Source organism: Paenibacillus sp. JDR-2 (assembly GCF_000023585.1).
GTDB lineage: Bacteria > Bacillota > Bacilli > Paenibacillales > Paenibacillaceae > Pristimantibacillus.
This window is the reverse complement of record NC_012914.1, coordinates 7,145,964-7,169,465: the sequence shown is the minus strand read 5'-3', so window position 1 is coordinate 7,169,465 and position 23,502 is coordinate 7,145,964. Positions and strand designations below refer to the sequence as shown.

Below are 23,502 nucleotides of genomic sequence, written 5' to 3'. Positions count from 1 at the left end.
GATAATTATGATGTCCGTGATCTGAATTTCTTATTCAAGGCTTTTATAAAAAAATTAATGAGCCATCCGTTTCCACTTGCGTTCATGGTTAGACGTATCCGGGAATCTCTGTCCGCGCTTCAGCTCAACCTTCTTCGGATTATTAACCCCCATATGGTAGGAATTAACGCCCGTTTCAATATAAGTGCCGTCGTTTGGAGCATGGTCGCCCGGGGAAAACAATGTCCATTCGCCCATACTTAATCACCTCCTTGTCCGATTTGTAGTATTCACCGGAGAGGGTGAGGACATGAAAGGCAGAAATCGGGAGCAGCGGATGACTTGTCAATGAGTAGGCGATTTGCTATACTGTGTAGATGCGAGTAATAATCTCGCTCCTTGCCCCTCTAAGGGGCCGTTAGTCCAAAAGGAGGTGAAACACAATGCGCAAATATGAAGTGATGTACATCATTCGTCCGGATGTTGAGCAAGAAAACGTTCAAGCCATCGTCGACAAATTCAGTGGCATCATTAACAATGGCGGGGAAGTCACGAAGCAAGATGTGATCGGTAAACGCCGTCTTGCGTATGAGATCAATAAGATTCGTGATGGTTACTACGTTCTGGTTCATTTCAATGCAACGACTGAAGTTGTTAATGAACTTGACCGCATCATGAAAATTACGGATGAAGTTATCCGTAGCTTGATCGTCAGAGACGTTGCTTAATCCACGCTAGATGTTCGATTGGGAGGCAGAGGCGATGTTGAATCGTGTAATACTAATTGGCAGATTAACAAGAGACCCCGAATTGCGTTATACACCTGCTGGTGTAGCAGTTACGCAATTTACGATAGCAGTAGACCGGCCGTTTACGAGTGGTCAGGGCGAGCGCGAAGCGGATTTTATTCCGGTCGTAACTTGGCGGCAGTTGGCTGAGACATGCGCTAATTACTTGCGTAAAGGTCGCTTAACAGCGGTAGAAGGACGCATTCAGGTGCGTAACTACGAGAACAACGAAGGCAAACGCGTCTATGTGACGGAAGTTATTGCCGATAACGTTCGCTTCTTGGAATCTAACCGTGAAGGCGGAGCTCCGCAAGAGAGTGGCGGTTATGCCGGAGGCAACAACAGCGGCGGAGGATCTTTTGGCGGCGGTGGCGGTAACGCTCCTTATGGTGGCGGTAACGGCGGCGGCGGAAAGCCTAGTACTCCACGCAACAACAACAGCCGTGATCCGTTCTCGGATGACGGTCGACCGATCGATATATCAGAAGATGACTTGCCATTTTAATCGAAAGGATGGGTTCGAATGAGCTTCAAGCAAAGAGAAGGCGGAGACGGAGAGCGTCCAGAACGCAAATTCGGCGGCCGCAAAGGCGGACGCAACAAACGCCGTAAAGTATGTTTCTTCACTGTGAACAAAATCACTCACATTGACTATAAAGATACTGATCTGCTCAAAAAGTTCATCAGCGAGCGCGGCAAAATCTTGCCACGTCGTGTAACTGGAACTAGCGCAAAATACCAACGTCTGCTGACTGTTGCTATCAAGCGTGCTCGTACTGTAGCATTGCTACCGTACACTACTGAGTAGTTCTTTTGAAAGGAAGCCTATTGGGAAACCAATGGGCTTTTTTTCTTTTATTTTATAAAATAGGAATTGATCATTTGGCGGAAGAAGAATACAATAAGATATAGTTCGTGCATACAAGTCGGCGATGATGTTGGGTCTTCATTGTGAATAATTTCACTTTAAATGACAGATGTGGAATGACGGCTTATGCAAGTAAATCATTTGATCGATTACAGATGGAAAGAGGGATGCATTCGTATGTCTGAAACCGTAACGAAATTACCTGAAGAATCCGGTTCCGTACGTGAACTGGACGTGCTTGAGCAACTGCTGAAGCCAGAAATTCAGCAATCGCTGACTCAATTGGTGGAAAACCTGCCTAAACTGGCTGAACTGGTGACTCTGCTCACTAAAGCTTATGATGTTGCTACTACCGTAGCTAACGACAAAGTACTTGTGAACGATATGGTTCACGGCTTTGGCGAATTCGTTAAACCAATCGTAGACACGACTAAAGGCATCGCGAACGCAGCAGTTGAAGCTGGCGACCGCGCGCAAGGCGATAACTCTACAATTGGTCTCTTTGGCATTCTGAAGATGCTGAAGGATCCGCAAGTACAAGCAACGCTTCGTTTCGCCCAATCGTTCCTGAACGTATTGGCTGAGCGTAAAAACGGTTAATCATACAAGAGCGGAGGGTAAACATGGCTAAGCAAATTTTAATTCTTGGCGGCGGTTACGGCGGTCTTCTTAGCGCACTGACAGCTCGCAAATATATTTCGGCTGAAGAAGCGGAAATTACACTGATCAACAAAACTCCATACCACCAAATCATTACTGAGCTTCATCGTTTGGCAGTTAGCGGCGTAAACGAAGGAAACGTAGCTCTTCCTTTGGATAAACTGCTGAAAGGCAAATCGATTAACCTGGTTGTCGATACAGTCGATAACATTGACCCGGAGAAAAAACAAGTAAAGCTGGCTGGCAACGGCACAGTTAAATACGACCAGCTGGTTGTCGCTCTTGGCGGTGAAACGGCATTCTTCGGCATTCCTGGTCTGGAAGAAAACAGCCTGACGCTGAAATCGGTTGAAGAAGCGAAAGCAGTTAGCGCTCATATCCAAAACCGTATTGCAGCTTACGCGCAATCGAAAAACAAAGCAGACGCAACAATCGTTATTGGCGGCGGCGGCCTGACAGGCATCGAGCTGATCGGCGAGATCGTTGATATGCTTCCAAAATGGTGTGAACAGTACGGCGTTGACAAGAGCGAAATCTCGCTGTACAACATCGAAGCTGGTCCAACTATTCTGATGGGCTTCCCGGCTGACCTTCTTGAGCGCGCGAAATCCAGCCTGACAAACCGCGGCGTTAACCTGATCATGGGTGTTGCGGTAACTGAGGTTCAAGGCAACAAAGTTATGCTGAAAGACGGCAACTCCATCGAAACCAATACTTTCGTATGGACAGGCGGCGTTACAGGCAATCCTGTAGTAGCTAACTGTGGCATCGAAGTCAATCGCGGCCGTGCTTCGGTAACTGAATTCCTGCAATCGACTTCCCATTCGGATATCTTCCTGGCTGGCGACAACGCGTTTGTTATGGGTCCAGAAGGCCGTCCGTACCCGCCAAGCGCGCAAATCGCATGGCAAATGGGCGAGTACATCGGTTACAACCTGTTTGCGCAAGCGAAAGGTCTTCCGATGAAATCGTTCCAATTCGTTAACTCCGGCGTACTTGCGAGCCTTGGCCGCAAAGATGCGATCGGTACGATCGGTGCAAGCCAGCTGAAGCTGAGAGGTACAGCGGCTACATTGATGAAAGAGGCAAGTAACGTTCGTTACCTGACTCACGTAAACGGTCTGTTCTCGTTCTTGAAATAATCGCACTGAAAAGCGAAACCGTTTCTCGGTTCGTCCGTATGAATAATAAAATAAGCATGACCTTGGAGGAGCCTGCCACAGCAGGCTCCTTCTGTCTATTTCAAGGAGTTTGCATAGGAGCAGGCTCCTTTTGTTATGCTGAAATGAAGGAGGAAGGAGCGGCAATGGAATTTATTCTTTATCTAGCCATTATTATAGTCTCAACCAAGGCTGCAGGTGCTTTATCGGTAAGACTGGGACAGCCTGCCGTCCTTGGAAAGCTGCTAGCTGGCATCATTATCGGACCAGCAGTGCTAGGCTGGGTGAAACCAGATGATTTTATCGGTCACTTCTCGGAAATTGGCGTTCTGCTGTTAATGTTTATTGCGGGTCTCGAAACGGATCTTGATCAGCTGCGGAAGAACTGGAAACCATCCTTTGCCGTAGCGGTTGGAGGCATCATATTGCCCTTTGTTGGAGGCTACGGGATTGCGTCGGCACTTGGATTGTCGAACAACGAGGCGTTGTTTCTGGGGCTGCTCTTATGCGCGACCTCGGTAAGCATATCGGTGCAGACGTTAAAAGAGATGGATAAGCTGCAATCGAGTGAAGGGATGACCATTCTGGGCGCTGCAGTGGTGGATGATGTGCTTGTTGTCATTCTGCTGGCGGTCATGATGGGATTCCTAGTGCCGGCCAGCGATGTATCGCTTGGATTATTGATCGGCAAGAAGTTATTATTCTTCGTCGTTATCGGTCTAGTCGGGTGGCTGCTTGTGCCGCGTTTCCTAAAATGGTTTGCGCCGTTGAAAGTAACGGAGACGGCCATGAGCGCTGCATTGATCATCTGCTTCGCCTTCTCCTACTTCGCGGAAGAAATGGGCATTGCAGGCATTATCGGGGCATTTGCAGCCGGCATTGCCGTGTCGCAGTCGCCGTTCAAGCATGAAGTAGAATCCAAGGTAGAACCTATTGCTTATACGTTATTCGTGCCGGTCTTCTTCGTAAGCATCGGATTGCATATAACTTTTGACGGTGTAGGGAAGCAACTGCTCTTTATTGTGCTTGTAACGCTTATTGCAGTAGTAACGAAGCTGCTGGGAGGCGGTCTTGGCGCCCGGCTGACCGGCTTTAATAATCGGTCTTCGATAACAATTGGAGCGGGGATGGTGTCACGAGGCGAGGTGGCGTTAATAATAGCGGCGTCGGGGCTAGAATCGGGATTATTGCCGGAGAAATATTTTACTTCGGTTGTGCTGGTTGTTATTCTGACGACGCTTATTACGCCGCCGCTCCTCAAGCAGGTGTTTAAAGAGAGGCAGACGGCATAACAGGATAAAAGGAAAGGGCAGCCTTCGAGGGCTGCCCTTTGTTCATCGTATAATTTACGCCGTTTCAACTTCGGCTTCATGAGTGCTCTCGTCAGCTTCTTCTTCGATAATAAGTTCGACTTTCTTAATACGGTGCTTGCCAACCTCACGGATGATAAAACGGAGATTCTCGTAGTGCATTTCCTTGCCCGGCTTCGGATCGGTAAATTCCGTGAACAGCCAGCCGCCGACCGTGTCTACATCTTCCTGGTCGATTGCAACGCCAGTTATTTCGGATACATGGTCAAGCGAGACTTTACCGTCAAGCAGGTAGCAGTTATCCGCAAGCTTCTCGATTTCTTTTCGTTCATCGGTATCGAATTCATCGCGAATCTCGCCGACGATTTCTTCCAAGATGTCTTCGATGGTAATCATACCGGAAGTGCCGCCGTATTCGTCCATCAGAACCGCGATATGAACGCGTTCCTGCTGCATGCGCTTCAGGAGCGTCTTAACCGGCAAAACCTCGGACACGGCCAGGACCGGATGAACCAGCTTCTGAAAGTTGAACTCTTTGTTTTCCTGGAATTCAAGGAACAGCTGCTTCGTGTTGATCATGCCAACAATGTTGTCTTTGCTGCCCGTTGCTACCGGGAAGCGCGTGTACTGCTCTTTGCGGATGATGTCCATATTCTCCATCATCGAATTATTCGTATATAAGCAAATCATATCGGTACGCGGAACCATGATCTCTTTGGCGAGCATTTCGTCAAAGGCGAAGATCCGGCTCACGTAACCGTATTCGGTGTTATTGATTTTACCGCTCTGGAAGCTGTCGTTCAGAATGATCTGAATCTCTTCTTCGCTATGCGCTTCTTCATGCTCTTTCACAGCCTTCAGTCCAAACATACGGATCAGGCCAGTTGCGGAACCATTCAGCACCCAGATGAACGGGTACATGATCTTGTGGAAGTAGATAATCGGTTTGGCTACGGCAAAGCTGATAAATTCGGCTTTTTGGATGGCCCATGTCTTCGGTGCAAGTTCACCCATGACCACATGCAGGAATGTAACGGCAACGAATGCTATAACAAAGGAAATAATATGATTCAAATCGCTGTGTACGCCCAATTTCTCGAATAACGGATGGATAATTCGTTCAACGGTCGGTTCGCCTAACCAACCAAGTCCGAGGGCGGTAATCGTAATACCGAGCTGACAAGCCGAAAGATAAGCATCAAGGTTGCTTGTCACGCGTTGTACGGCAAGCGCGTTTTTCTTGCCTTCGAGCACCAACTGATCCACTCGGCTCGAGCGAAGGCGGATAATTGCGAACTCCGTAGCAACGAAGAAGGCGGTCAATACAATTAATACAGCAATCATAAACAAATTAAATCCTATACTACTGTCCATTTGGGTTCTTCACAATCCTTTATGAAATATTATAAGTTCCTATGATCTACTATAACGAACTTCAGCTAGCAGATGCAAACCTGCTATTTTACTTTACGGGCGCAATACCAACCATTATGACGAAAAATTCGGAGCTATCATTACAATTTTGGCAAATACCTCGTCTTTACAAGGCTCTGTACAGGGGCGTATGATAAGTTCAGATGAGCTTGTAATCATCAAGCCAATCCCTTTAGGTCATAAGGAGGTAAGCGATATGGAGGCTTTTACGCTTACCCGCAAAGAGATGGCGGATTTGCTGCTTGCGATGCAAGGCCAAAATTGTTGTGGTCCCCTACAGGTTCTGCAGCAGGCTTGGAAACAATCGCACCGTGATGCTTATGAATCCGGATCGTCCCTGCCGGCATTCCTGTCGACGGCGCTTCCGCCTGTCCTGGTGAAGCTGATTAAAGGACGCGAGGTAAAAGGATTCTCTTTGCAGGAGATATCCGCGTTAGGCGGATTAATAGATTTTTCGCAAATGTCGATTACATCGATGCAAAACTGGGTAAAGAGAGATTTCAAGGCTTATTTCGACTGCCCGAAAATCGGCAAGAAATATTCTCTGAATCAGACAGCACTCTTGTTTATTATTGAGGACCTGAAGTCCAGTCTCGATTTTGGTTCCATACGGAAGCTGTTCGACCGGCTATTCAATAAACCGGAAGACGAAACAGACGACTTGATTGGTCCGCTTGAGCTCTATGCGGCGTATACTTCCATGTATGAAGAGCTTGCCGCGAGAGGGTACCGGCTGTTCGATATGGCTCGTCCATACACGGATGCGAAGGACAGGGAGGCTATTATGGAGCAGATGCTTCACAGCGCTTCGGAGCCGTTCCTGCAAATATTGCCGCGGTTAAGCGAAGAGCAGACAGAGGCATTGCGCCATATTTTGTTCATCGCCGTCATTTCGATCCGTACTTCTTACTTTCATTCGCTGGCCAAACGGTACTGTCATGCCACCCTGTTCCTGAATTCTTAAACGGTTCATACACATAGGCAGCCAAGGTGATTAAAAAGGCAGCAACGGATCCTTGCGCTCCCGTACTGCCTCAGCTAATCAGAATTTATATGATTGCTGTTCCGCCCAGTCGCCGATATACGGCAGCTTGAAGCGCTTGCCCTGCAGGGCAAGCAGCATCAGGGCTATCCATAGAATAAAGCCAAGAGGTGTCAGAACCAAACCAAGAAGCCAGCCGATAACGGGAATGAAACCAAGCACGATATTGAGTACAATAAATACAACGGAAATCGCGATAGACTGAAGGGCATGAAATTTTACGAACCGGCTCTGTTTCTCCACGACCAGGAATATAATACCGGTGATAAAGCCCAGGAAATAAGCAAGCAGTCCTGCCACTTTGGGGTCTATACCTGTTGAGGAACGATCAGGCTCGAAGGAAGCGCTGGACATGAACGGATCTCATCCTTTCTATAATCGACTCTCTCGAGAAGATTGTATTCATGTCCGAAAAGTTATATGTCATTACGTATGTTATAGTGAAGCCACTAGGAAAGATTGGAGTTGAATGACGGATGAATATTGCGTTTTTTCTGCTGCCCAAGCAGGAGGTTATTACGGTAACGCAAGATGCAACGCTCAGGCAAACCCTAGAGAAGATGGAGCATCACCGCTACTCTGCGGTCCCGATTATTAATGAAGAGGGGGGCTATGCGGGTACGGTAACGGAAGGCGATCTGCTCTGGTACATGAAGAACACGCCGGGCGTAAGCTTTGAGAACGCTAATAAGGTGAAGCTGCAGGATGTGCCGCTCCGTATGATGAACCGCTCGGTTCGCATTGATGCAGACATGAAGGATTTGATTGCCCTTGCGAAGGTTCAGAACTTTGTACCCGTAGTGGACGACCGCGGCCATTTCATCGGCATCGTCCGCAGAAGCGAAATTATCGATTACTGCCAGTCCTTTATTCCGGGTTCGCCATCGGTTGCGATGGAGGCCTGATTTGTTCGTATTTTGCAATTATGAGTTAAGAGCATTCAGCATCTCCAAAAATGCATGGCGTGCGCGGCTATATTTTCAGATAGGTTAGGAGAAAATAGGCCAAGCGCGAGCATGACTTCAGGAGGGGCTTCATGAATAGGAATGAGCACCAAAAAGACGGAGGCCGCAAACGGTACCGTCTTTTTGTTTTATTATTATTTGCGTTGGTTATCTCGGTAACGGAGCAGGTGGAAGACGGCATGGCAGCCGAAGCGGCAGCATCGGAGGCGGTCTATGATACGGTTATTGCCGGCGGCAGAGTTATGAATCCGGAAAACGGGCTGGATAAGAAGGGCTGGAATATCGGCATAAACGGCGGCCAGATTGCGATTGTTACATCTAAGCCATTGAAGGGTAAGCATATTATAAATGCAGCCGGTCTTGTTGTGGCGCCTGGATTTATCGACAACCTGTCCTACAATCCGAACCCGCTTGGCGTTTGGAACAAGATCGCTGACGGGGTCACGACCAATATTGCCATGCATGGCGGAACCTCCACGCCAAAAGAATGGTATTACTATTATGCAAATAGCACGACGCCGCTCAATTACGGAGCTTCGTTCTTCTACACGGAAGCCCGTAACCGTTATGAGCTCGGCCGTTACGACAGCGCGCAGCCGGAACAGATCAGAGAGCTGGTCAAGCAGGCGGAGCAGGCACTCAATAACGGAGCGCTCGGCATTTCCTTCAGCCTTGAATATGTGCCGGGCATAACGGCGGCCGAGATCCTGCCGATGATGGAGCTAGCTTATGATTACAACGTGCCTGTCTATTTCCATGCCCGTTATTCCGATATGGAGGAGCCGGGCACCAATATGGATGCCCTTAACGAGTTGATCGGTTACGCCCGGAGAACAGGGGCAGCCGTCCATGTTGATCATATCAACAGCACAGGGGGCACCTTCTCGATGAGGAAGTCGCTTTCCCTTCTGGAGACTGTCCGCAGACAGGGGCTCGATATTACCGCCTGCGTTTATCCCTACGATTATTGGGGGACCTTCCTGAACTCGGCAAGGTTCGACGAGGGCTGGCAATCGAGATTCCGGATTACGTTCCATGATTTGCAGATTGCGGGGACCAATCATCGCTTAACGGAAGAGACATTTGGCCGATACCGCGCGGAAGGCAAGCTGGCGGTAGCTTACGCCATCCCCGAGCAGGATGTCGTAAATGCGTTAAAGGCGCCTTACGTGATGATCGGGAGCGATGCGATCCTGGAACCGGGCAACAATAATCATCCGCGTGCTTCAGGCACATACGCAAGAACGATCGGCAGGTATGTCCGGGAGAAGCATACCCTTTCCTTAATGGATGCGCTCTCGAAGATGAGTCTTATGCCGGCGCAGAGGCTGGAGAAGCAAGTCCCCGCACTTCGCAAGAAGGGCAGGCTCGCCAGAGGAATGGATGCGGATATCGTCATCTTCGATTACAAGACGATTAAAGACCGTTCAACGGTTGAGCATCCGGAGCGGTTGTCGGACGGCATCCGTTATGTGCTTGTCGGAGGGAAGTTGGCACTCGATAAAGGTCAACTGAACAAGGAAGCTCGGGCCGGTCAGTCGGTACGCAGCGAATTCGCAAGGGTGAAGAGCGGAGCGGGACTGCTTAGCTGGGGTACCCGTCAATACGCGGTGGTCGATTATAAAGGCGTGCCGTACGTGGATGTCCGTTCGCTTGAACAGCAGGGCTACAGACTGGCATGGGATAAAGCGGCTCACAAGTTCATTGCCAAGCGAAGCAATAACCCTACTTCTCTCGTTATTACCGGCGCCGAGCTTGCCCCCTCGGAAGGGATGCTTATGCTGGAGCGGGGGTATCAGCTGGAGGCAGGAGACGTTAAAGCTGCTCTAATATCGATCGGAACCCGGATGTTTATGCCATTGTCCTTGCTGGACAACCTGGGGTTTGAAGTGACCGCGGCGGGCGATGCGTTATGGAAGGCCGGCGGAGCCGGCTGATGGCATCCAGAACAGCGCCGGGACGGTCTATGGCGGCTCCGGCGCCTGATCCGCAATAGACGGGCGGCAAGCGCCAAAGGATGTGCGTGATCTATTTTGCTTTTATGATATAATGGAGTTTGAATGTTTGTTTACTGATTATGTACGCAAGAGGTGAACGGCTTGAAAGGTAAGCCCGGTATGAAAGCAGTTCTATGGAGCGGTGCGTCTCTGCTTCTTATTTTGTCATTAGCAGTACCTGTGTTTAATATGCTGACCATCATGCTGCTGATGGTGCCTTACGTTATTTTGTATACGACGCTGTCAACCCGGTCCTTTTTACTGCATCTTGTACCGGTATGGATTATCGCGGCAGTTATACTTGGGCCGTCGGTTCTTATTATCGCGTTATTCTTCCTGATCCCCGCTATGGTGATGGGGCAGATGTACCGGAAAAAGGCTTCAGCACCGTATATATTAAGGCGGACGACGCTGACGATTCTGTTCTGTCTGCTGGCAGAGCTGCTTATTTTCGAAGGGGTCCTGAACCAATCGTTTATTGAGCAAATCGGTGAATTTGTCCGCAGCTTGGTGACTGACCTCGACTCGGAGCATGTGCTTCCGAAAGAGTGGAACAGCGACTACACGGAATCCATCATCAAGATTATGATCCATTCGATTCCGCAGGCGATCATCCTGATCTCTTTCGTGTATGCGGTCGTAACGCAATATTTTGCGCGCAAGGCGCTGGCGTCTTCCATCGAGGATATTCCTACCATGCCTAAGGCAAAGGACTGGATGCTTCCGCGCATTATGGTCTTTTACTACCTGGTTGTTTATATCCTGCAGATGTTTGCAGACAGTACCAGCAGTTCCTTCTATTCCGTAGCGCTTATGAATGTGGTGCCGCTTATGAAGTATGCGTTCACGATTCAGGCAATCGGATTCTTCTTCTACATCGCGCATCAGCGGAGATGGAATAAGGCGGTTCCGGTTATTATCGCAATTCCGCTTCTTATCTTCCCGCCGCTAAGCTTGATTGGCGTACTTGATGCCGCTTTTCCGATCCGTAAGTCGTTTTCGAAATCATCATAAGCAATAGGGGCGAATAGGAAATGCCGAAGTTTCTTGTCACGCGATGGCATGGCATGCATCAGGTCTGGTCTATCGCATTAATGGTTCTTATGACCGTTGTGCTCACCTGGTTTTGGTGGGTGCTGGGGCTTATCGCGCTTCTTCTCACAATAGCCGCGGCGGTCTATACGGTCCTTGCGGAACGGGCATTCCGCAAGGATTTGAGGTCGTATCTCGGGACGTTATCCTACCGGGTGAAAAAGGTCGGCAATGACGTCATCGGCGAGCTTCCGTTTGGCGTTATTTTGTATAACGAAGACCGTACGGTAGAATGGCATAATCCATACATTGCGCAAATCGCGGGTGAGGAATCGGTGATCGGGATGCCGCTCACCGAGTTGTTCCCGGCGCTGCAGCAGGTTAAGGACAAGGAAGGAACCGTTGAAGCAACGGTTGACGGACATGTCTACCAGCTGCTCTTCAAGCAGAAGGAGCGCATTCTGTATGTGCAGGACATTACGCTCCTCTGGCAGCTCAGCAAACGATACGATGAAGAGAAGCTCGCAATGGGCGTCGTTATGATCGACAGCCTGGAGGAAGTTACGCAAGGGATGGACGACCATCAGCGGAGCTCCCTCCAGTCGAAGGTGACGACCGAGATTACCGAGTGGGCGCAGCGATATCAGCTGTACCTGAAGCGGGTAACCTCGGACAGGTTTCTTCTAATTACGGATCAGAAGACGCTGAGGCAGCTGGAGCAGTCGCGGTTTGTCATTTTGGATGAAGTACGGGAGATGACCGCCGATCAGAAAATACCGATTACGCTCAGTATCGGCTTCGCGGCCGGAGCGGAAAGCATAGTCGAGCTTGGCCAATGGGCGCAGTCCAGTCTGGATATTGCCCTTGGACGCGGCGGCGACCAGGCTTCGGTGAAGGTTGGCGGGCGCCAGTCGTTCTACGGAGGCAAGACAAATGCGGTGGAGAAACGCACCCGTGTCCGCGCCCGCGTCGTTGCGCATGCGCTTCGAGATTTGATCAAGGAGAGCGGCAACGTCGTCATCATGGGTCATAAGATGCCGGATATGGATGCGATAGGCGCGGCAATTGGCATTCTGAAAGCGGCTCTGATGTTTGGCAAGGAAGCCTATATCGTGCTCGAAGGCATTAATCCTGCGATTCAGAAGATGATGGAAATGCTGCGCGAGGACGAGAAGTTCACGAAGCGGTTCATTACGCCGGAGCAGGCGCTTGGCATCACGGACGGCCGGACGCTGGCCGTTGTGGTTGATACGCATAAAGCATCGATGGTCAAAGAGCCGCGCATCCTGGCGCAGACAAATAAAATTGTAGTGGTTGACCACCACCGCCGCGGCGAGGAATTTATCTCGAACGCGATCCTGGTCTATATGGAGCCTTACGCCTCCTCAACCTGCGAGCTTGTCACCGAGCTGCTGCAGTATATTCACGACCGGGTGCTGCTGGATGTACGCGAGGCGACAGCGCTTCTGGCGGGCATTACGGTAGATACGAAGAACTTCTCGCTCCGGACGGGGGCCCGCACTTTTGATGCGGCATCGTTCCTGCGCCGTAACGGCGCAGATTCGACCATGATCCAACGGATGCTGAAGGAGGATCTTGAGGAGTATGTACGCAAGGCGGAGATTATCAAGCATGCCGAAGTGTACTACGATCATGTAGCCATTGCGGTGACGGAGCCGGGCCGGAAGGTGGCTCAGCTGCTGATCGCGCAATCGGCGGATACGCTGCTTAACATGACGGATATTTATGCCTCGTTTGTTATTGGGGAAAGGCCGGATGGACTTATCGGCATAAGCGCCCGATCGCTAGGGCATATGAATGTACAAGTCGTGATGGAACGAATGGGCGGCGGAGGCCACTTGACGAACGCGGCGGCTCAACTAGAGGGCACCGTGCAGGAAGTGGCGGCCAAGCTCAAGAATGTACTCGCACAAATCGAAGCGGAAGAGGGGTTATTCGAATGAAGGTTATATTCTTAAAAGACGTTAAAGGTCAAGGTAAAAAGGGCGATGTGAAGGAACTGTCGGAAGGTTACGTACGCAACTTCCTGCTGCCGCAAGGACTTGCGAAGCTGGCGTCTGACGGCAACCTGAAGACGCTGGAAGTGCAGAATGCTTCGGAAGAGAAACGCAAAGCGAAGGAAAAAGCGGATGCGGTTGAGCTCGGCAAGAAGCTGGAAGAGCTGAAGGTAGTTATCAAGGCCAAAGCAGGCGAAGGCGGCCGATTGTTCGGCGCTATTACAAGCAAGCAAATTGCGGAGGCACTGGCTGCCCAGGCAGGCGTTAAAATCGACAAGCGCAAAATCGAGCTGGAAGACGCAATCCGTACCCTTGGCGTTACCCAAGTACCGGTGAAGCTTCATGTGGATGTAAAATCGAAGCTTAACGTTCATGTTACCGAAGAATAAGAGCTCTTATTAAGCGTTATAGAAGCAAGACAACAATGGCGATGTGAGAGCATCGCCATTGTTGTACAATCAGACAGGCCGATGTTGGAACTTTCCATAGCTTTCGGCGGCCTGCAACTGCTACACTGATCGATGTAGCATGAATGGAATCGGAAGCAGTACAGCATGCATTGGAAGGGAGCCAAAAGCATGAGCATGAGTAGTACGGAGCTGATGTTTGATCGGGTGCCGCCGCAAAACCTGGAGGCGGAGCAGGCCGTAATCGGCGCGATCCTGCTTCAATCGGAGGCGCTGATCACCGCGATGGAGCGGCTGCGCAGCGAAGACTTTTATAGCGTTCCCCATCAACAAATATACGAAGCGATGGTTGAGCTCGGGGAGAGCGGGCAGCCGGTCGATCTGATCACGCTAACCGCTTATCTGCAGGATAGACAGCTGATCGAAGAGATTGGCGGCGTCTCGTATTTGGCCAAGCTGGCAAGCGCCGTGCCAACGGCGGCAAACGTCGATTACTACGCTCAAATCGTAGAAGAGAAATCGATGCTGCGCCGTTTGATCCGGACGGCCACCAATATCGTGTCGGACGGTTACGCAAGCACGGATGAAGTCAGTATTCTTCTGGGCGATGCGGAGCGTAAGATTCTGGAGATCTCGAACCGCCGTTCAAGCAGCGGCTTTATCTCTATCCGCGACGTTCTGATGGAAGTATTCGAGAAGGTCGAGACGCTCTACAATCAGAAGGGCGCAGGAACAACCGGTATTCCTTCCGGATTCGTCGACTTGGACAAAATGACGGCAGGCTTCCAGCGCAGTGACTTGATCATTATTGCGGCCCGTCCTTCCGTAGGTAAAACGGCGTTCGCGCTGAACATTGCCCAGAACGTCGGCGTCCGCGCCCGCGAGACAGTCGCCATCTTCTCGCTAGAGATGTCCGCGGCGCAGCTCGTTCAGCGTATGGTCTGCGCCGAGTCGAACGTAGATGCGACCCGGATGCGTACCGGTCAGCTCGAGGGCGACGATTGGGAGAAACTGACGATGGCGATTGGCGCCTTGTCGGAAGCTAATGTATTTATAGATGATACGCCGGGCATTACGGTTGCCGATATCCGCGCGAAATGCCGTCGCCTTAAAAAGGAAAAAGGTCTTGGCATGATTCTTATCGATTACTTGCAGCTCATTCAAGGCCGCGGTAAAGCGGGCGAGAACCGTCAGCAGGAAGTATCCGAGATTTCACGTACGCTGAAACAGATCGCCCGTGAGCTGGAAGTGCCGGTTATCGCCCTGTCGCAGCTCAGCCGTGGTGTCGAGCAGCGTCAGGACAAGCGTCCGATGATGTCTGACCTTCGTGAATCGGGTTCGATCGAGCAGGACGCCGACATCGTAGGGTTCCTGTACCGTGACGATTACTACGACAAGGAATCCGAGAAGAAGAACATCATCGAGATCATTCTTGCCAAACAGCGTAACGGCCCGGTCGGTACGGTCGAACTGGTCTTCCTTAAGCAATTCAATAAATTCGTAAGCTTAGACAGGACCCACGACGACCCGTCGCAGGCATCATAAGGTTATGTATAATATCCGAACAATTGTATGGGCGACTGTGCAATTGTTCGTTTTTTGTTTGACTTCTCTATACGGGACTGCTACACTGTTATTGCTGTCTTTTACGCGGTCGGACCATTTTTGAGTAAGAAGCGCCGATCCGGTTAATGCTAAGACGGTAATTTTCGGTGTGCAAAATCACCGGACGGGGGTATGTTTATGTCTACGGTTGTTGTTGTCGGTACGCAGTGGGGAGACGAAGGGAAAGGCAAAATTACCGATTACTTGGCGGACGGAGCCGACGTCGTCGCTCGCTATCAAGGTGGTAACAATGCCGGACACACTATTCTCATTGACAACAAAAAGTATAAATTAACGATGATTCCATCGGGTATTTTTAATCAAAATAAAATTTGCGTCATCGGCAACGGGATGGTTATCAACCCGCAAGCGCTGATCGACGAAATTAACTATATTCATGACAATGGGTTCTCGAGCGAAAATCTGAAAATCAGTGACCGCGCCCATGTCATTATGCCTTACCATCTCGTGCTGGACGGTCTGGAAGAGGACCGCAAGGGCGATAACAAAATCGGTACAACACGCAAAGGCATCGGCCCATGCTACATGGACAAAGCTGCGCGTAACGGTATCCGTATTGCCGACCTTCTGGATGCGGAAGAGTTCACGGAAAAAACGCGCCGCCTCGTAGCGGAGAAAAACCAAGTGATCCAGCAAGTATACGGCGGAGAGCCGCTTGATGCCGAAACGATCATTGCGGAATACTTAGGCTACGCTGAGACGCTTCGTCCTTACGTAACGGATACTTCGGTTGTTCTGAACGATGCGATCGACGAGAATCGTAAAGTGCTGTTTGAAGGCGCGCAAGGCGTTATGCTTGATATTGACCAAGGTACTTATCCATTCGTTACTTCTTCCAACCCATCGGCTGGCGGCGTGTGTATCGGTTCCGGCGTAGGTCCTTCGAAGATCCAGCAGGTTATCGGTGTAGCGAAAGCTTACACAACGCGTGTTGGCGATGGCCCGTTCCCAACGGAGCAAATTAACGAAATCGGCGATCTGATCCGCGACAAAGGCCATGAATACGGCACGGTTACCGGCCGTCCGCGCCGCGTTGGCTGGTTCGACAGCGTTGTTGTCCGCCATGCACGCCGCGTCAGCGGTATTACAGGTTTGTCCCTTAACTCCCTGGACGTACTGAGCGGCCTTGAGACCGTGAAGATCTGTACGGCTTATAAATACCGCGGTGAAGTAATCGAGCACTATCCGGCAAGCCTCAAGATGCTTGCGGAATGCGAAGCGGTATACGAAGAAATGCCAGGCTGGAGCGAAGATATTACAGGCGCAAAAACACTGGAAGATCTTCCGGTTAACACGTTGAACTACCTGAACCGCGTATCCGAGTTGACAGGTATTCCGATTGCCATCTTCTCGGTTGGACGCAACCGTGAACAAACGAACATCGTTCGTCCAATCTACGAATAGAACGTAATTAGAATTTAAAGATAAGGATAGTCCGAGGCGGAATGCCCGGACTATCCTTTTTTGTCGTTTTCATAGTTTGCTATCCCTATTCTTTGACCATAATGATAGATAGCAGAAGGAAAGGGATGAGCGTAAATGTGGTTAAAAGCAGCCGTATGGATTGCGAAAATCGTAGCGGCAGGTCTCATTGTCAGCTTTCTCTCCATATGGACAACCGGCTATATCGTTAATAGTTATGTACAGACGCTGCTGAAGCAGTATAACCTGCCCCTGGAGGTACAGCCGATGGCATTGTCCGGAGTATGGGGCAAGCTGTGGGGAGCCGAGGAGCCGGTTCAGACGGAGGATACCGAGAAGACGGGGACGGATGGGGCAGACGGGGATAAGGTTGCGGTTGACGCGTTTGCCGAGCAGCCGTCCACTGCGCCGCTTACGGATATCGGCATTGGCGGGGGCACGAAGGCGGAGAGCGGTACAAGCGGTCAATCGGAGGAAGCGGGTACAAGCACGGGTCAGACGGAGGGCAGCAGCCAGACGGACGATGATGAAGCACCGTCGATTGACGGAACGGAAACGGCGATTACAACCGAGGACATGAACAATATGAAGGGTCAGATGAGCGAAGCCGATAAGGATCAATTATTCGGATTGCTCATGAGCAAGCTGCCGCAGGAAGCCATGCAGACGATCTCCGGTTACATGGAAAACGGGCTTACGGATGAGGAGCTTACTCAGATTCAGCAGCTGATGGCACAGTATCTGGACCGAGACCAATATGAACAAATGATGGCAATTCTGAAAAAATATTAATTTCGACTCTTGACAAGAATGGTTGCCGCGTTTATTAACCATATGTTAAAGTATTAGGCGAGTGATCCGACAGGACATTCGTCTTTTTTTATGTCGGAAACCGTATTTTATTGCAGGAAAAGTGCGAAAAGGAGACCATCATGACCGTTTTCAGCCCCAAGGATCGTTTCCGGAAGACTTGGAATCTTGTAAACCAGTACTTTCGGCCTAGTGATCTGCAAGACTCGAAAGGCAAGAAGCAGCCTCCTTCGGCAGGAGAGAGACCACATACTCCAATGTGGAAGAGAAAACCTGTCATGCTTACAGCAGGAGTGCTGGTAGTCCTAGCAGCAGCCGGTATCGGTGGTACCGGATACGTACAAGCGAATACAGTCGATTATTACAACGTATATAAAGACGGCAATATGGTGGGTTCCATCAGCGATCCCGCTGAGGTTGAGCAGCTGATTCAGCAGCAGACCGAGGATGTAAAAAAAGCAAATCCGGAGCTCAGCATGGTGCTCGACGCCGGAGAGATTACGTACAGCGGGGAAAGCGGTTTTAAAGCGGATCCTGAGACCGAAGAAACGTTAAGCAAGCTGAAAGGTCTGTTGTCATCGCATGCTGAAGGCGTCGAGCTGGTAATTGACGGCAAGGTAGCCGGCGTGGTGAAGGATCAGGAAACGGCTGATGCCATTCTGAACCGGGTGCAGAGCAAATACGCTCCGCAGCTTGCGGCAGCGAAGAAGCAGAACGAAGTGAAGACTTTGTCTTACTCCAAGACAGAGGCTGAGAAGAAGAAGACGGAATCGTCCAGCGGCAACAAGCTGACGGGCGTCAAATTCGTTGAAGAGGTTAAGACAGACGAAGTAGAGGTTGATCCAAACAAGATTATGGACGCTAACGAGCTGTACCTGAAGCTTGTGAAGGGCAGCGTCAAACCAACGAAGTATACGGTTCAGAAAGGCGACTGTATCGGTTGTATTGCCACTAAGTTCAATATCTCCGAGCAGGTGATCTACGATAACAACGGCTGGATCGAGCAGGATATGATCAAAGAGGGCGATGTTCTCGATCTGACCGTGCTTCAGCCGGAACTGACGGTAAAAACGGAGGAACGCCAATCCGAAACGATTACTTACGATGCTCCGTTAGAGATCCGCAAGAGCGACTCCATGAAGCTTGGCGAATCGAAGGTGCTGACGGAAGGCAAGAGCGGCAAGAAGACTCTTACATACCGGGTTGTGAAGCAGAACGGTAAAGTTGTTACGGAAGAGCTCGTAGATAGCCAGGTTGTCATGAAGCCGGTAGCCGAGGTTATCATCCGGGGAACGAAGGTTATTCTTGGCGAAGGTACAGGCCACTTTGCATCACCTGTATCCGGGTGGTCGCTGTCGAGCAAGTTCGGCCAACGCTGGGGACGGATGCATAAAGGCATCGACATGACGGGCGGCAAGACCATTATGGCGGCGGATAACGGTGTTATTGAGTTTGTTGGCCAGAAGACCGGTTACGGCAATTGCATTATCGTGAACCATAAGAATGGCTACAAAACGTTATACGGACATCTGAAGTCCATCGGCGTGAAGAAAGGCCAGATTGTCGAAAAAGGTGACAGTCTGGGCATTATGGGCAGCACCGGCGAATCGACCGGCGTGCATTTGCATTTTGAAATTACGAAAAACGGCGTACTGCAAAATCCGTTGAAGTACTTATAATATATTTCTTATCCAAGAAGGCTGTCCTTAAGCGGGCAGTCTTCTTTTTTACCTTTTTTACCCATAATGTATCGGAATGAAACACTCGTCGCGGGCCTTAATTATGAGTTTTATTGGAAAAGGGCTGAACGAACTTTAATTGGGATCTTGACGACTCACTATGTTAAAATAGAAGAGTGAAAATAGGACGAGCGACAGGCGGGTGTAACGATGCACGGGAAAATTTTAGTGGTCGACGACGAACAGCCCATTGCAGATATATTGAAATTCAACTTGGAGAAAGAAGGGCATCAGGTCATTTGCGCGTTTGACGGCGGCGAGGCGGTTCGCCTCGCGTTCGAAGAGCAGCCGGATCTGATTTTACTTGATTTGATGCTGCCGGTGAAGGATGGCATGGACGTCTGCCGCGAGGTGCGCACGCGTCTGCATATGCCGATTATCATGCTGACAGCAAAGGATACGGAAATAGATAAGGTGCTGGGCCTTGAGCTTGGCGCCGATGATTACGTAACGAAGCCGTTCAGCACGAGAGAGCTGCTGGCCCGCGTCAAAGCCCATTTGCGCAGGCAGCAGAAAACCTCGGAAGCTGCGGCTTCTTCGCTCGACAACGCAAACGCCGGCGACAACGGTCAAGGTGCAGCGGACGAAAAACAGGGTCTTAAACTGTTCAACCTGTTTATTGATACCGATATGTATGTCGTCTATAAGGACGGCGAGCCGCTTGACCTGACTCACCGCGAATATGAGCTTGTCTATTACATGGCGCGCAACAGCGGCAAAGTGATGACACGCGAGCATTTGCTGCAGGCGGTCTGGGGATTTGAATATTTCGGCGATGTGCGTACCGTAGATGTCACGATCCGCCGTCTTCGCGAGAAAATTGAAGATGATCCAAGCCGTCCGGAATATATTATGACCCGGCGGGGCCTTGGTTACATGATGCGCAATCCGAAGTCGGGTGGGCTCGGCTACGCATGAGCGGGCGGAGGTTTTTCCGCACCATCCAAGTTAAGCTAGTCATTATTTATTTGCTGCTCATACTTGTCGCGATGCAGCTCATCGGCGTGTACTTCATCAGTACGGTAAAGGCGTCGTTGACCGATAACTTCACGACCAATATGAAGGAGCAGGCGGATATTCTCTCGAAGCTGGCGGCATCGAAGCTTTCCGAGAAGATCAACAGCGACGACGAAGCCGACAGTAACAGCACGGAGGACCTAAGCCTTGTAGTCCGGAATTTGTTCAGCATTAGCGGTACGGAGGTGCAAGTGCTGGATGGCAACGGGCGGGTTGTAGCAACCTCGCTGCAGGTGCCGGAATCCTACATCGGGAAGAAAAACACATCGCTTGCGGTAAGCCGCGCCTTAACCGGCATTTCAGAAAATGAAGAAGAAATCATCGACGAAAACGGCATCCGGAAGAAAATTATCGCGCTTCCCGCCTACAACGATAACGATAAAGTGGTTGGCGCCGTCTACATGGTAGCGTCCATGGACAACCTGTACGACACGGTCAACCGGGTTAACCAGATCTTTTTCTCAGGTACGCTTATTGCGCTGGGCCTTACCGGTATTCTTGGCATCCTGCTTGCCCATACGATTACAAGTCCGATTCAGGGACTGACCAGGCAGGCCGCAGCCGTAGCGGAAGGGAAGTTTGACCTGCAGGTTCCGGTGCTTGGCGATGACGAGATCGGGCGGTTAAGCTCCGCCTTTAATGATATGACGATTCGGCTGAAGGAGGCACTCTCGGTCAACGAAGAGGAGAATGAGAAGCTCGCCTCCATTCTGTCGAATATGAGCGACGGCGTAATTGCGGCCGACGAGAACGGCAAGGTAATCGTGTGGAACCGCCGCTCGCAGGAGATGCTTGATGTGCGTACCTGCGAGGGCTGCAGTCTGCCCGAGCTGCTTGGCATGCCGGTGCAGAAATACCGGGAGCTGCAGAACGGCCGGGAGCAGACCGTCATATTGCCGCGCAACGAAGAGGAAGCAGATATGGATGACGAGGAAGGCATTCTCCGCGTCACCTTTACGCCGATTCACCGCCGCGACAAAGGGATTACGGGTACGATTGCCGTGCTGCAGGATGTTACGGAGCAGGAAAAGCTCGAGCAGTCGCGCCGCCAGTTCGTCGCGAACGTCTCGCATGAGCTGCGCACGCCGCTCACCACGATCAAGAGTTATGCGGAGGCGCTTAATGACGGGGCGCTGGATGAGCGGGAGCTGTCCGAGCGGTTCGTCGGCGTTATCCGCAACGAGACGGAGCGGATGATCCGCTTGGTTACGGATCTGCTGCATCTGTCGCGCCTCGATTCGAATCAGGCGCCGCTGCGGCGGCGGAAGACCAACATTCACGAGATGCTGGACGAAGTGACGGACCGCTTTTCCTTCCAGCTTCGTCAGAAGTCGATTCTGGCGACGATTATCGTAGACCGCGATCTCAAATCGGCATGGCTTGACCGCGACCAGATTGACCAAGTGCTCGATAATCTTATATCGAATGCCATCAAATATACGCTTGAGGGCGGAGCAATCGAGCTAAGCGCCCATAAGCAGGATGCCGCCACGATTGCGATCAGCGTAAAGGATACGGGGATCGGTATTCCGAAAAAAGATTTATCCCGTATTTTCGACCGTTTTTACCGGGTGGACAAGGCCCGCTCGCGCAACATGGGCGGCACTGGCCTTGGTTTATCCATTGCCCGGGAAATCGTAAAAGCGCATGGCGGCACGATCTCGCTGAAGTCTGAGCTAAACGATGGCACAACGGTGACGTTTACGCTGCCTGTACTGCAAGAGGAAGGTGAGACGGCATGATGGAGAAAGCGAAGACGCTCCTGCTCGTTATGCTTGTCGCACTCAGCTTGATTCAATCATACTTCCTCGCCTACAGCATGCCCGGCCTTGGCGCAACGGTCAAGACGGGACAGGATTATATTAATGCCGATCCGCTTGGCAAAAAATCAAATGCGGAAAACGTCATATTCCCTGAGGAGATTGTCCTCCACTTCGGCGACAATGAGCATACCGTGCTGTACCCGGGGACAACGTTCTACAATATGATTCTGAAAGACCGGATTCAGGGCCGTGAGTTTAAAGGCTTCCAGCGAAATCCCGCCAACGTGCTTAATTGGGACGAAGTAAGGAAGAACGATATCGGCGTTGAGCTGCGCTTCCAAAACGGCATTCCGGTAGAGCTGCTCAAAAAGCTGCTCAAGGTGCAGGGAGATTTGCTGTTCCTTGGCGAAATGATCGACCGGATCTGGATCTTCAAAGCGACCGATTCCGAGGAAGTCCGGACATTCTTCTTCAGCGCCGACGGGCAAAAGGTATACGAATCGACGCAGGCGGATTTGACGGTCCGCGACGTGCAGGACTATGTCGGCTTCGGCGAGTACCAGCCGAAGTACCAGATGACGTCGGACGGCATCTACTTGCCGAAGCAGCCGATTCAATCAGTGGAGATGGTCTTCCCTTATGAGGCCTACTCTTCCGATCTCATGCAGCAGAATCTTCTTGACCCGGCAACAACGAAGGTGCTTTATGACCGTAGCGGCTCGCAGATTTATACGGATGGCAAGCGTGGTCTACAGATCGAGCAGAAGGGCGTGTGGATGATTTACACCAACCCGGCCGCCTCGCAAAGCGAGGAAAATCCGCTTAGCGAGAATGTTTTTGCTTCGATTGAATTCATTAACCAGCATGGCGGATGGGACGGCCTGAATCGTTTCGTTAACCCGGGATTGAATCTTGAAGGCAAGACGGGCAAATACGCGGAGTTCCAACAGTATGTCGATAACTATCCGGTTATCGCAACCAAAGACTTCGAGTACGGAAGCATGCGCCTTACGCTGCAGCAGGGAGTCGTAACGGAGTACAGCCGTTCTCTCATTACGCTAGCCAATCGGGCGAAGACGAGGGAAGCCAGATGGCTGCCGGGCGGTGCCCAGCTGCGCAATGCGCTGGATCATTATGACCGCCGTTCGGAGGTTGTCCGCCTGTTCCCGGCTCTTAAAGCCGAACCGCTTGAAAATAATGAATTAAAGTTTGTTCCGATATGGGCGGTTCAGCTCGAAGACGGTACGCAGGAGGCATTGGTCGAAGCGTATCCGACAGGTTTTGTTCCGCAGGAAATAAAGGATAGCCCGAGCTCCGCACATGATTCGGAAGGAAGCGGCGCGGATAAAGGCGGGAAGGAGTCTTCGGGACAGGAGACCGCATCTAAGGACGGCAATAACCTGTTCGGAGGCTCGGATCCGCTGCAGAATTCAATCGCGCCGGATAAAGAAAGCAAGCAATAAGC

General features: G+C 50.9%; 22 protein-coding genes. 19 read left to right on the top strand and 3 right to left on the bottom strand.

Annotation, left to right across the window (positions count from 1 at the left end):
* Window positions 1-54: 54 nt before the first annotated feature.
* Window positions 55-237, bottom strand: coding sequence for a YjzC family protein (locus tag PJDR2_RS31540; RefSeq protein WP_015847813.1), 183 nt, complete (start codon window positions 235-237; stop codon window positions 55-57).
* A gap of 185 nt (window positions 238-422) precedes the next feature.
* On the opposite strand from PJDR2_RS31540, the gene rpsF reads away from it, so the two are divergent.
* The 6 genes from rpsF to PJDR2_RS31510 all read left to right on the top strand — a co-directional run bounded on the left by rpsF (window position 423) and on the right by PJDR2_RS31510 (window position 4,747).
* A complete protein-coding gene (gene rpsF, locus PJDR2_RS31535; RefSeq protein ID WP_015847812.1) occupies window positions 423-707 on the top strand; it encodes a 30S ribosomal protein S6 in 285 nt (94 codons plus the stop codon).
* Window positions 708-741: 34 nt separating this feature from the next.
* On the top strand, window positions 742-1,272 hold the full coding sequence (ssb, locus tag PJDR2_RS31530) for a single-stranded DNA-binding protein (protein WP_015847811.1): 531 nt from the start codon (window positions 742-744) through the stop codon (window positions 1,270-1,272).
* Window positions 1,273-1,290: 18 nt separating this feature from the next.
* Window positions 1,291-1,575: a 30S ribosomal protein S18 gene (rpsR, locus tag PJDR2_RS31525; RefSeq protein WP_015847810.1), complete on the top strand. Its 285-nt coding sequence runs from the start codon at window positions 1,291-1,293 to the stop codon at window positions 1,573-1,575.
* Window positions 1,576-1,812: 237 nt separating this feature from the next.
* The gene (locus PJDR2_RS31520) at window positions 1,813-2,235 is read left to right on the top strand and encodes a DUF1641 domain-containing protein (RefSeq protein WP_015847809.1); all 423 of its coding nucleotides are present in this window, start codon (window positions 1,813-1,815) and stop codon (window positions 2,233-2,235) included.
* Between the two features lie 23 nt (window positions 2,236-2,258).
* The gene (locus PJDR2_RS31515) at window positions 2,259-3,437 is read left to right on the top strand and encodes an NAD(P)/FAD-dependent oxidoreductase (protein ID WP_015847808.1); all 1,179 of its coding nucleotides are present in this window, start codon (window positions 2,259-2,261) and stop codon (window positions 3,435-3,437) included.
* A gap of 164 nt (window positions 3,438-3,601) precedes the next feature.
* Window positions 3,602-4,747 carry a cation:proton antiporter gene (locus PJDR2_RS31510; RefSeq protein ID WP_015847807.1) on the top strand — a complete coding sequence of 382 codons (1,146 nt, stop codon included), beginning with the start codon at window positions 3,602-3,604 and terminating at the stop codon, window positions 4,745-4,747.
* A 54-nt stretch (window positions 4,748-4,801) separates the two neighbouring features.
* Here the strand turns inward: PJDR2_RS31510 and PJDR2_RS31505 are convergent, their stop codons facing one another.
* On the bottom strand, window positions 4,802-6,109 hold the full coding sequence (locus tag PJDR2_RS31505) for a hemolysin family protein (RefSeq protein WP_150106587.1): 1,308 nt from the start codon (window positions 6,107-6,109) through the stop codon (window positions 4,802-4,804).
* A 286-nt stretch (window positions 6,110-6,395) separates the two neighbouring features.
* On the opposite strand from PJDR2_RS31505, the gene PJDR2_RS31500 reads away from it, so the two are divergent.
* Window positions 6,396-7,163 (top strand): DUF1836 domain-containing protein, encoded by a 768-nt coding sequence (locus tag PJDR2_RS31500; RefSeq protein ID WP_015847805.1) that lies wholly within the window; start codon window positions 6,396-6,398, stop codon window positions 7,161-7,163.
* Between the two features lie 78 nt (window positions 7,164-7,241).
* On the opposite strand, the gene PJDR2_RS31495 is transcribed toward PJDR2_RS31500, so the two are convergent.
* A complete protein-coding gene (locus tag PJDR2_RS31495; protein WP_015847804.1) occupies window positions 7,242-7,595 on the bottom strand; it encodes a DUF4870 domain-containing protein in 354 nt (117 codons plus the stop codon).
* Window positions 7,596-7,717: 122 nt separating this feature from the next.
* Here PJDR2_RS31495 and PJDR2_RS31490 point away from each other — a divergent pair, with 122 nt between their 5' ends.
* The 12 genes from PJDR2_RS31490 to PJDR2_RS31435 all read left to right on the top strand — a co-directional run bounded on the left by PJDR2_RS31490 (window position 7,718) and on the right by PJDR2_RS31435 (window position 23,500).
* A complete protein-coding gene (locus PJDR2_RS31490) occupies window positions 7,718-8,146 on the top strand; it encodes a CBS domain-containing protein (RefSeq protein ID WP_015847803.1) in 429 nt (142 codons plus the stop codon).
* Between the two features lie 131 nt (window positions 8,147-8,277).
* Window positions 8,278-10,143: an amidohydrolase family protein gene (locus PJDR2_RS31485; protein WP_015847802.1), complete on the top strand. Its 1,866-nt coding sequence runs from the start codon at window positions 8,278-8,280 to the stop codon at window positions 10,141-10,143.
* Between the two features lie 180 nt (window positions 10,144-10,323).
* A complete protein-coding gene (locus PJDR2_RS31480; RefSeq protein WP_150106586.1) occupies window positions 10,324-11,217 on the top strand; it encodes a DUF2232 domain-containing protein in 894 nt (297 codons plus the stop codon).
* A 20-nt stretch (window positions 11,218-11,237) separates the two neighbouring features.
* On the top strand, window positions 11,238-13,199 hold the full coding sequence (locus PJDR2_RS31475) for a DHH family phosphoesterase (protein WP_015847800.1): 1,962 nt from the start codon (window positions 11,238-11,240) through the stop codon (window positions 13,197-13,199).
* The gene (gene rplI / locus PJDR2_RS31470) at window positions 13,196-13,642 is read left to right on the top strand and encodes a 50S ribosomal protein L9 (protein WP_015847799.1); all 447 of its coding nucleotides are present in this window, start codon (window positions 13,196-13,198) and stop codon (window positions 13,640-13,642) included. Before PJDR2_RS31475 ends, rplI begins: the two co-directional genes overlap by 4 nt.
* 189 nt (window positions 13,643-13,831) lie before the next feature.
* The gene (gene dnaB, locus PJDR2_RS31465; RefSeq protein WP_015847798.1) at window positions 13,832-15,205 is read left to right on the top strand and encodes a replicative DNA helicase; all 1,374 of its coding nucleotides are present in this window, start codon (window positions 13,832-13,834) and stop codon (window positions 15,203-15,205) included.
* Window positions 15,206-15,403: 198 nt separating this feature from the next.
* On the top strand, window positions 15,404-16,690 hold the full coding sequence (locus PJDR2_RS31460; protein ID WP_015847797.1) for an adenylosuccinate synthase: 1,287 nt from the start codon (window positions 15,404-15,406) through the stop codon (window positions 16,688-16,690).
* 135 nt (window positions 16,691-16,825) lie between these two features.
* Window positions 16,826-17,500, top strand: a complete 675-nt coding sequence (locus tag PJDR2_RS31455) for a hypothetical protein (protein WP_015847796.1) — start codon at window positions 16,826-16,828, stop codon at window positions 17,498-17,500.
* Window positions 17,501-17,796: 296 nt separating this feature from the next.
* The gene (locus PJDR2_RS31450) at window positions 17,797-19,197 is read left to right on the top strand and encodes a M23 family metallopeptidase (protein WP_190276171.1); all 1,401 of its coding nucleotides are present in this window, start codon (window positions 17,797-17,799) and stop codon (window positions 19,195-19,197) included.
* Window positions 19,198-19,407: 210 nt separating this feature from the next.
* On the top strand, window positions 19,408-20,175 hold the full coding sequence (gene yycF / locus PJDR2_RS31445) for a response regulator YycF (RefSeq protein ID WP_015847794.1): 768 nt from the start codon (window positions 19,408-19,410) through the stop codon (window positions 20,173-20,175).
* The gene (walK, locus tag PJDR2_RS31440) at window positions 20,172-22,016 is read left to right on the top strand and encodes a cell wall metabolism sensor histidine kinase WalK (protein WP_015847793.1); all 1,845 of its coding nucleotides are present in this window, start codon (window positions 20,172-20,174) and stop codon (window positions 22,014-22,016) included. The genes yycF and walK overlap by 4 nt, the downstream gene beginning before the upstream one ends.
* On the top strand, window positions 22,013-23,500 hold the full coding sequence (locus PJDR2_RS31435; protein WP_015847792.1) for a YycH family regulatory protein: 1,488 nt from the start codon (window positions 22,013-22,015) through the stop codon (window positions 23,498-23,500). The genes walK and PJDR2_RS31435 overlap by 4 nt, the downstream gene beginning before the upstream one ends.
* Window positions 23,501-23,502 lie beyond the last annotated feature (2 nt).

Bases quoted from the DNA above. Each gene is read 5' to 3' on its own strand.
- PJDR2_RS31540 (WP_015847813.1), bottom strand. From the start codon at position 237: ATGGGCGAATGGACATTGTTTTCCCCGGGCGACCATGCTCCAAACGAC.
- rpsF (WP_015847812.1), top strand. From the start codon at position 423: ATGCGCAAATATGAAGTGATGTACATCATTCGTCCGGATGTTGAGCAA.
- ssb (WP_015847811.1), top strand. From the start codon at position 742: ATGTTGAATCGTGTAATACTAATTGGCAGATTAACAAGAGACCCCGAA.
- rpsR (WP_015847810.1), top strand. From the start codon at position 1,291: ATGAGCTTCAAGCAAAGAGAAGGCGGAGACGGAGAGCGTCCAGAACGC.
- PJDR2_RS31520 (WP_015847809.1), top strand. From the start codon at position 1,813: ATGTCTGAAACCGTAACGAAATTACCTGAAGAATCCGGTTCCGTACGT.
- PJDR2_RS31515 (WP_015847808.1), top strand. From the start codon at position 2,259: ATGGCTAAGCAAATTTTAATTCTTGGCGGCGGTTACGGCGGTCTTCTT.
- PJDR2_RS31510 (WP_015847807.1), top strand. From the start codon at position 3,602: ATGGAATTTATTCTTTATCTAGCCATTATTATAGTCTCAACCAAGGCT.
- PJDR2_RS31505 (WP_150106587.1), bottom strand. From the start codon at position 6,109: ATGATTGCTGTATTAATTGTATTGACCGCCTTCTTCGTTGCTACGGAG.
- PJDR2_RS31500 (WP_015847805.1), top strand. From the start codon at position 6,396: ATGGAGGCTTTTACGCTTACCCGCAAAGAGATGGCGGATTTGCTGCTT.
- PJDR2_RS31495 (WP_015847804.1), bottom strand. From the start codon at position 7,595: ATGTCCAGCGCTTCCTTCGAGCCTGATCGTTCCTCAACAGGTATAGAC.
- PJDR2_RS31490 (WP_015847803.1), top strand. From the start codon at position 7,718: ATGAATATTGCGTTTTTTCTGCTGCCCAAGCAGGAGGTTATTACGGTA.
- PJDR2_RS31485 (WP_015847802.1), top strand. From the start codon at position 8,278: ATGAATAGGAATGAGCACCAAAAAGACGGAGGCCGCAAACGGTACCGT.
- PJDR2_RS31480 (WP_150106586.1), top strand. From the start codon at position 10,324: ATGAAAGCAGTTCTATGGAGCGGTGCGTCTCTGCTTCTTATTTTGTCA.
- PJDR2_RS31475 (WP_015847800.1), top strand. From the start codon at position 11,238: ATGCCGAAGTTTCTTGTCACGCGATGGCATGGCATGCATCAGGTCTGG.
- rplI (WP_015847799.1), top strand. From the start codon at position 13,196: ATGAAGGTTATATTCTTAAAAGACGTTAAAGGTCAAGGTAAAAAGGGC.
- dnaB (WP_015847798.1), top strand. From the start codon at position 13,832: ATGAGCATGAGTAGTACGGAGCTGATGTTTGATCGGGTGCCGCCGCAA.
- PJDR2_RS31460 (WP_015847797.1), top strand. From the start codon at position 15,404: ATGTCTACGGTTGTTGTTGTCGGTACGCAGTGGGGAGACGAAGGGAAA.
- PJDR2_RS31455 (WP_015847796.1), top strand. From the start codon at position 16,826: ATGTGGTTAAAAGCAGCCGTATGGATTGCGAAAATCGTAGCGGCAGGT.
- PJDR2_RS31450 (WP_190276171.1), top strand. From the start codon at position 17,797: ATGCTTACAGCAGGAGTGCTGGTAGTCCTAGCAGCAGCCGGTATCGGT.
- yycF (WP_015847794.1), top strand. From the start codon at position 19,408: ATGCACGGGAAAATTTTAGTGGTCGACGACGAACAGCCCATTGCAGAT.
- walK (WP_015847793.1), top strand. From the start codon at position 20,172: ATGAGCGGGCGGAGGTTTTTCCGCACCATCCAAGTTAAGCTAGTCATT.
- PJDR2_RS31435 (WP_015847792.1), top strand. From the start codon at position 22,013: ATGATGGAGAAAGCGAAGACGCTCCTGCTCGTTATGCTTGTCGCACTC.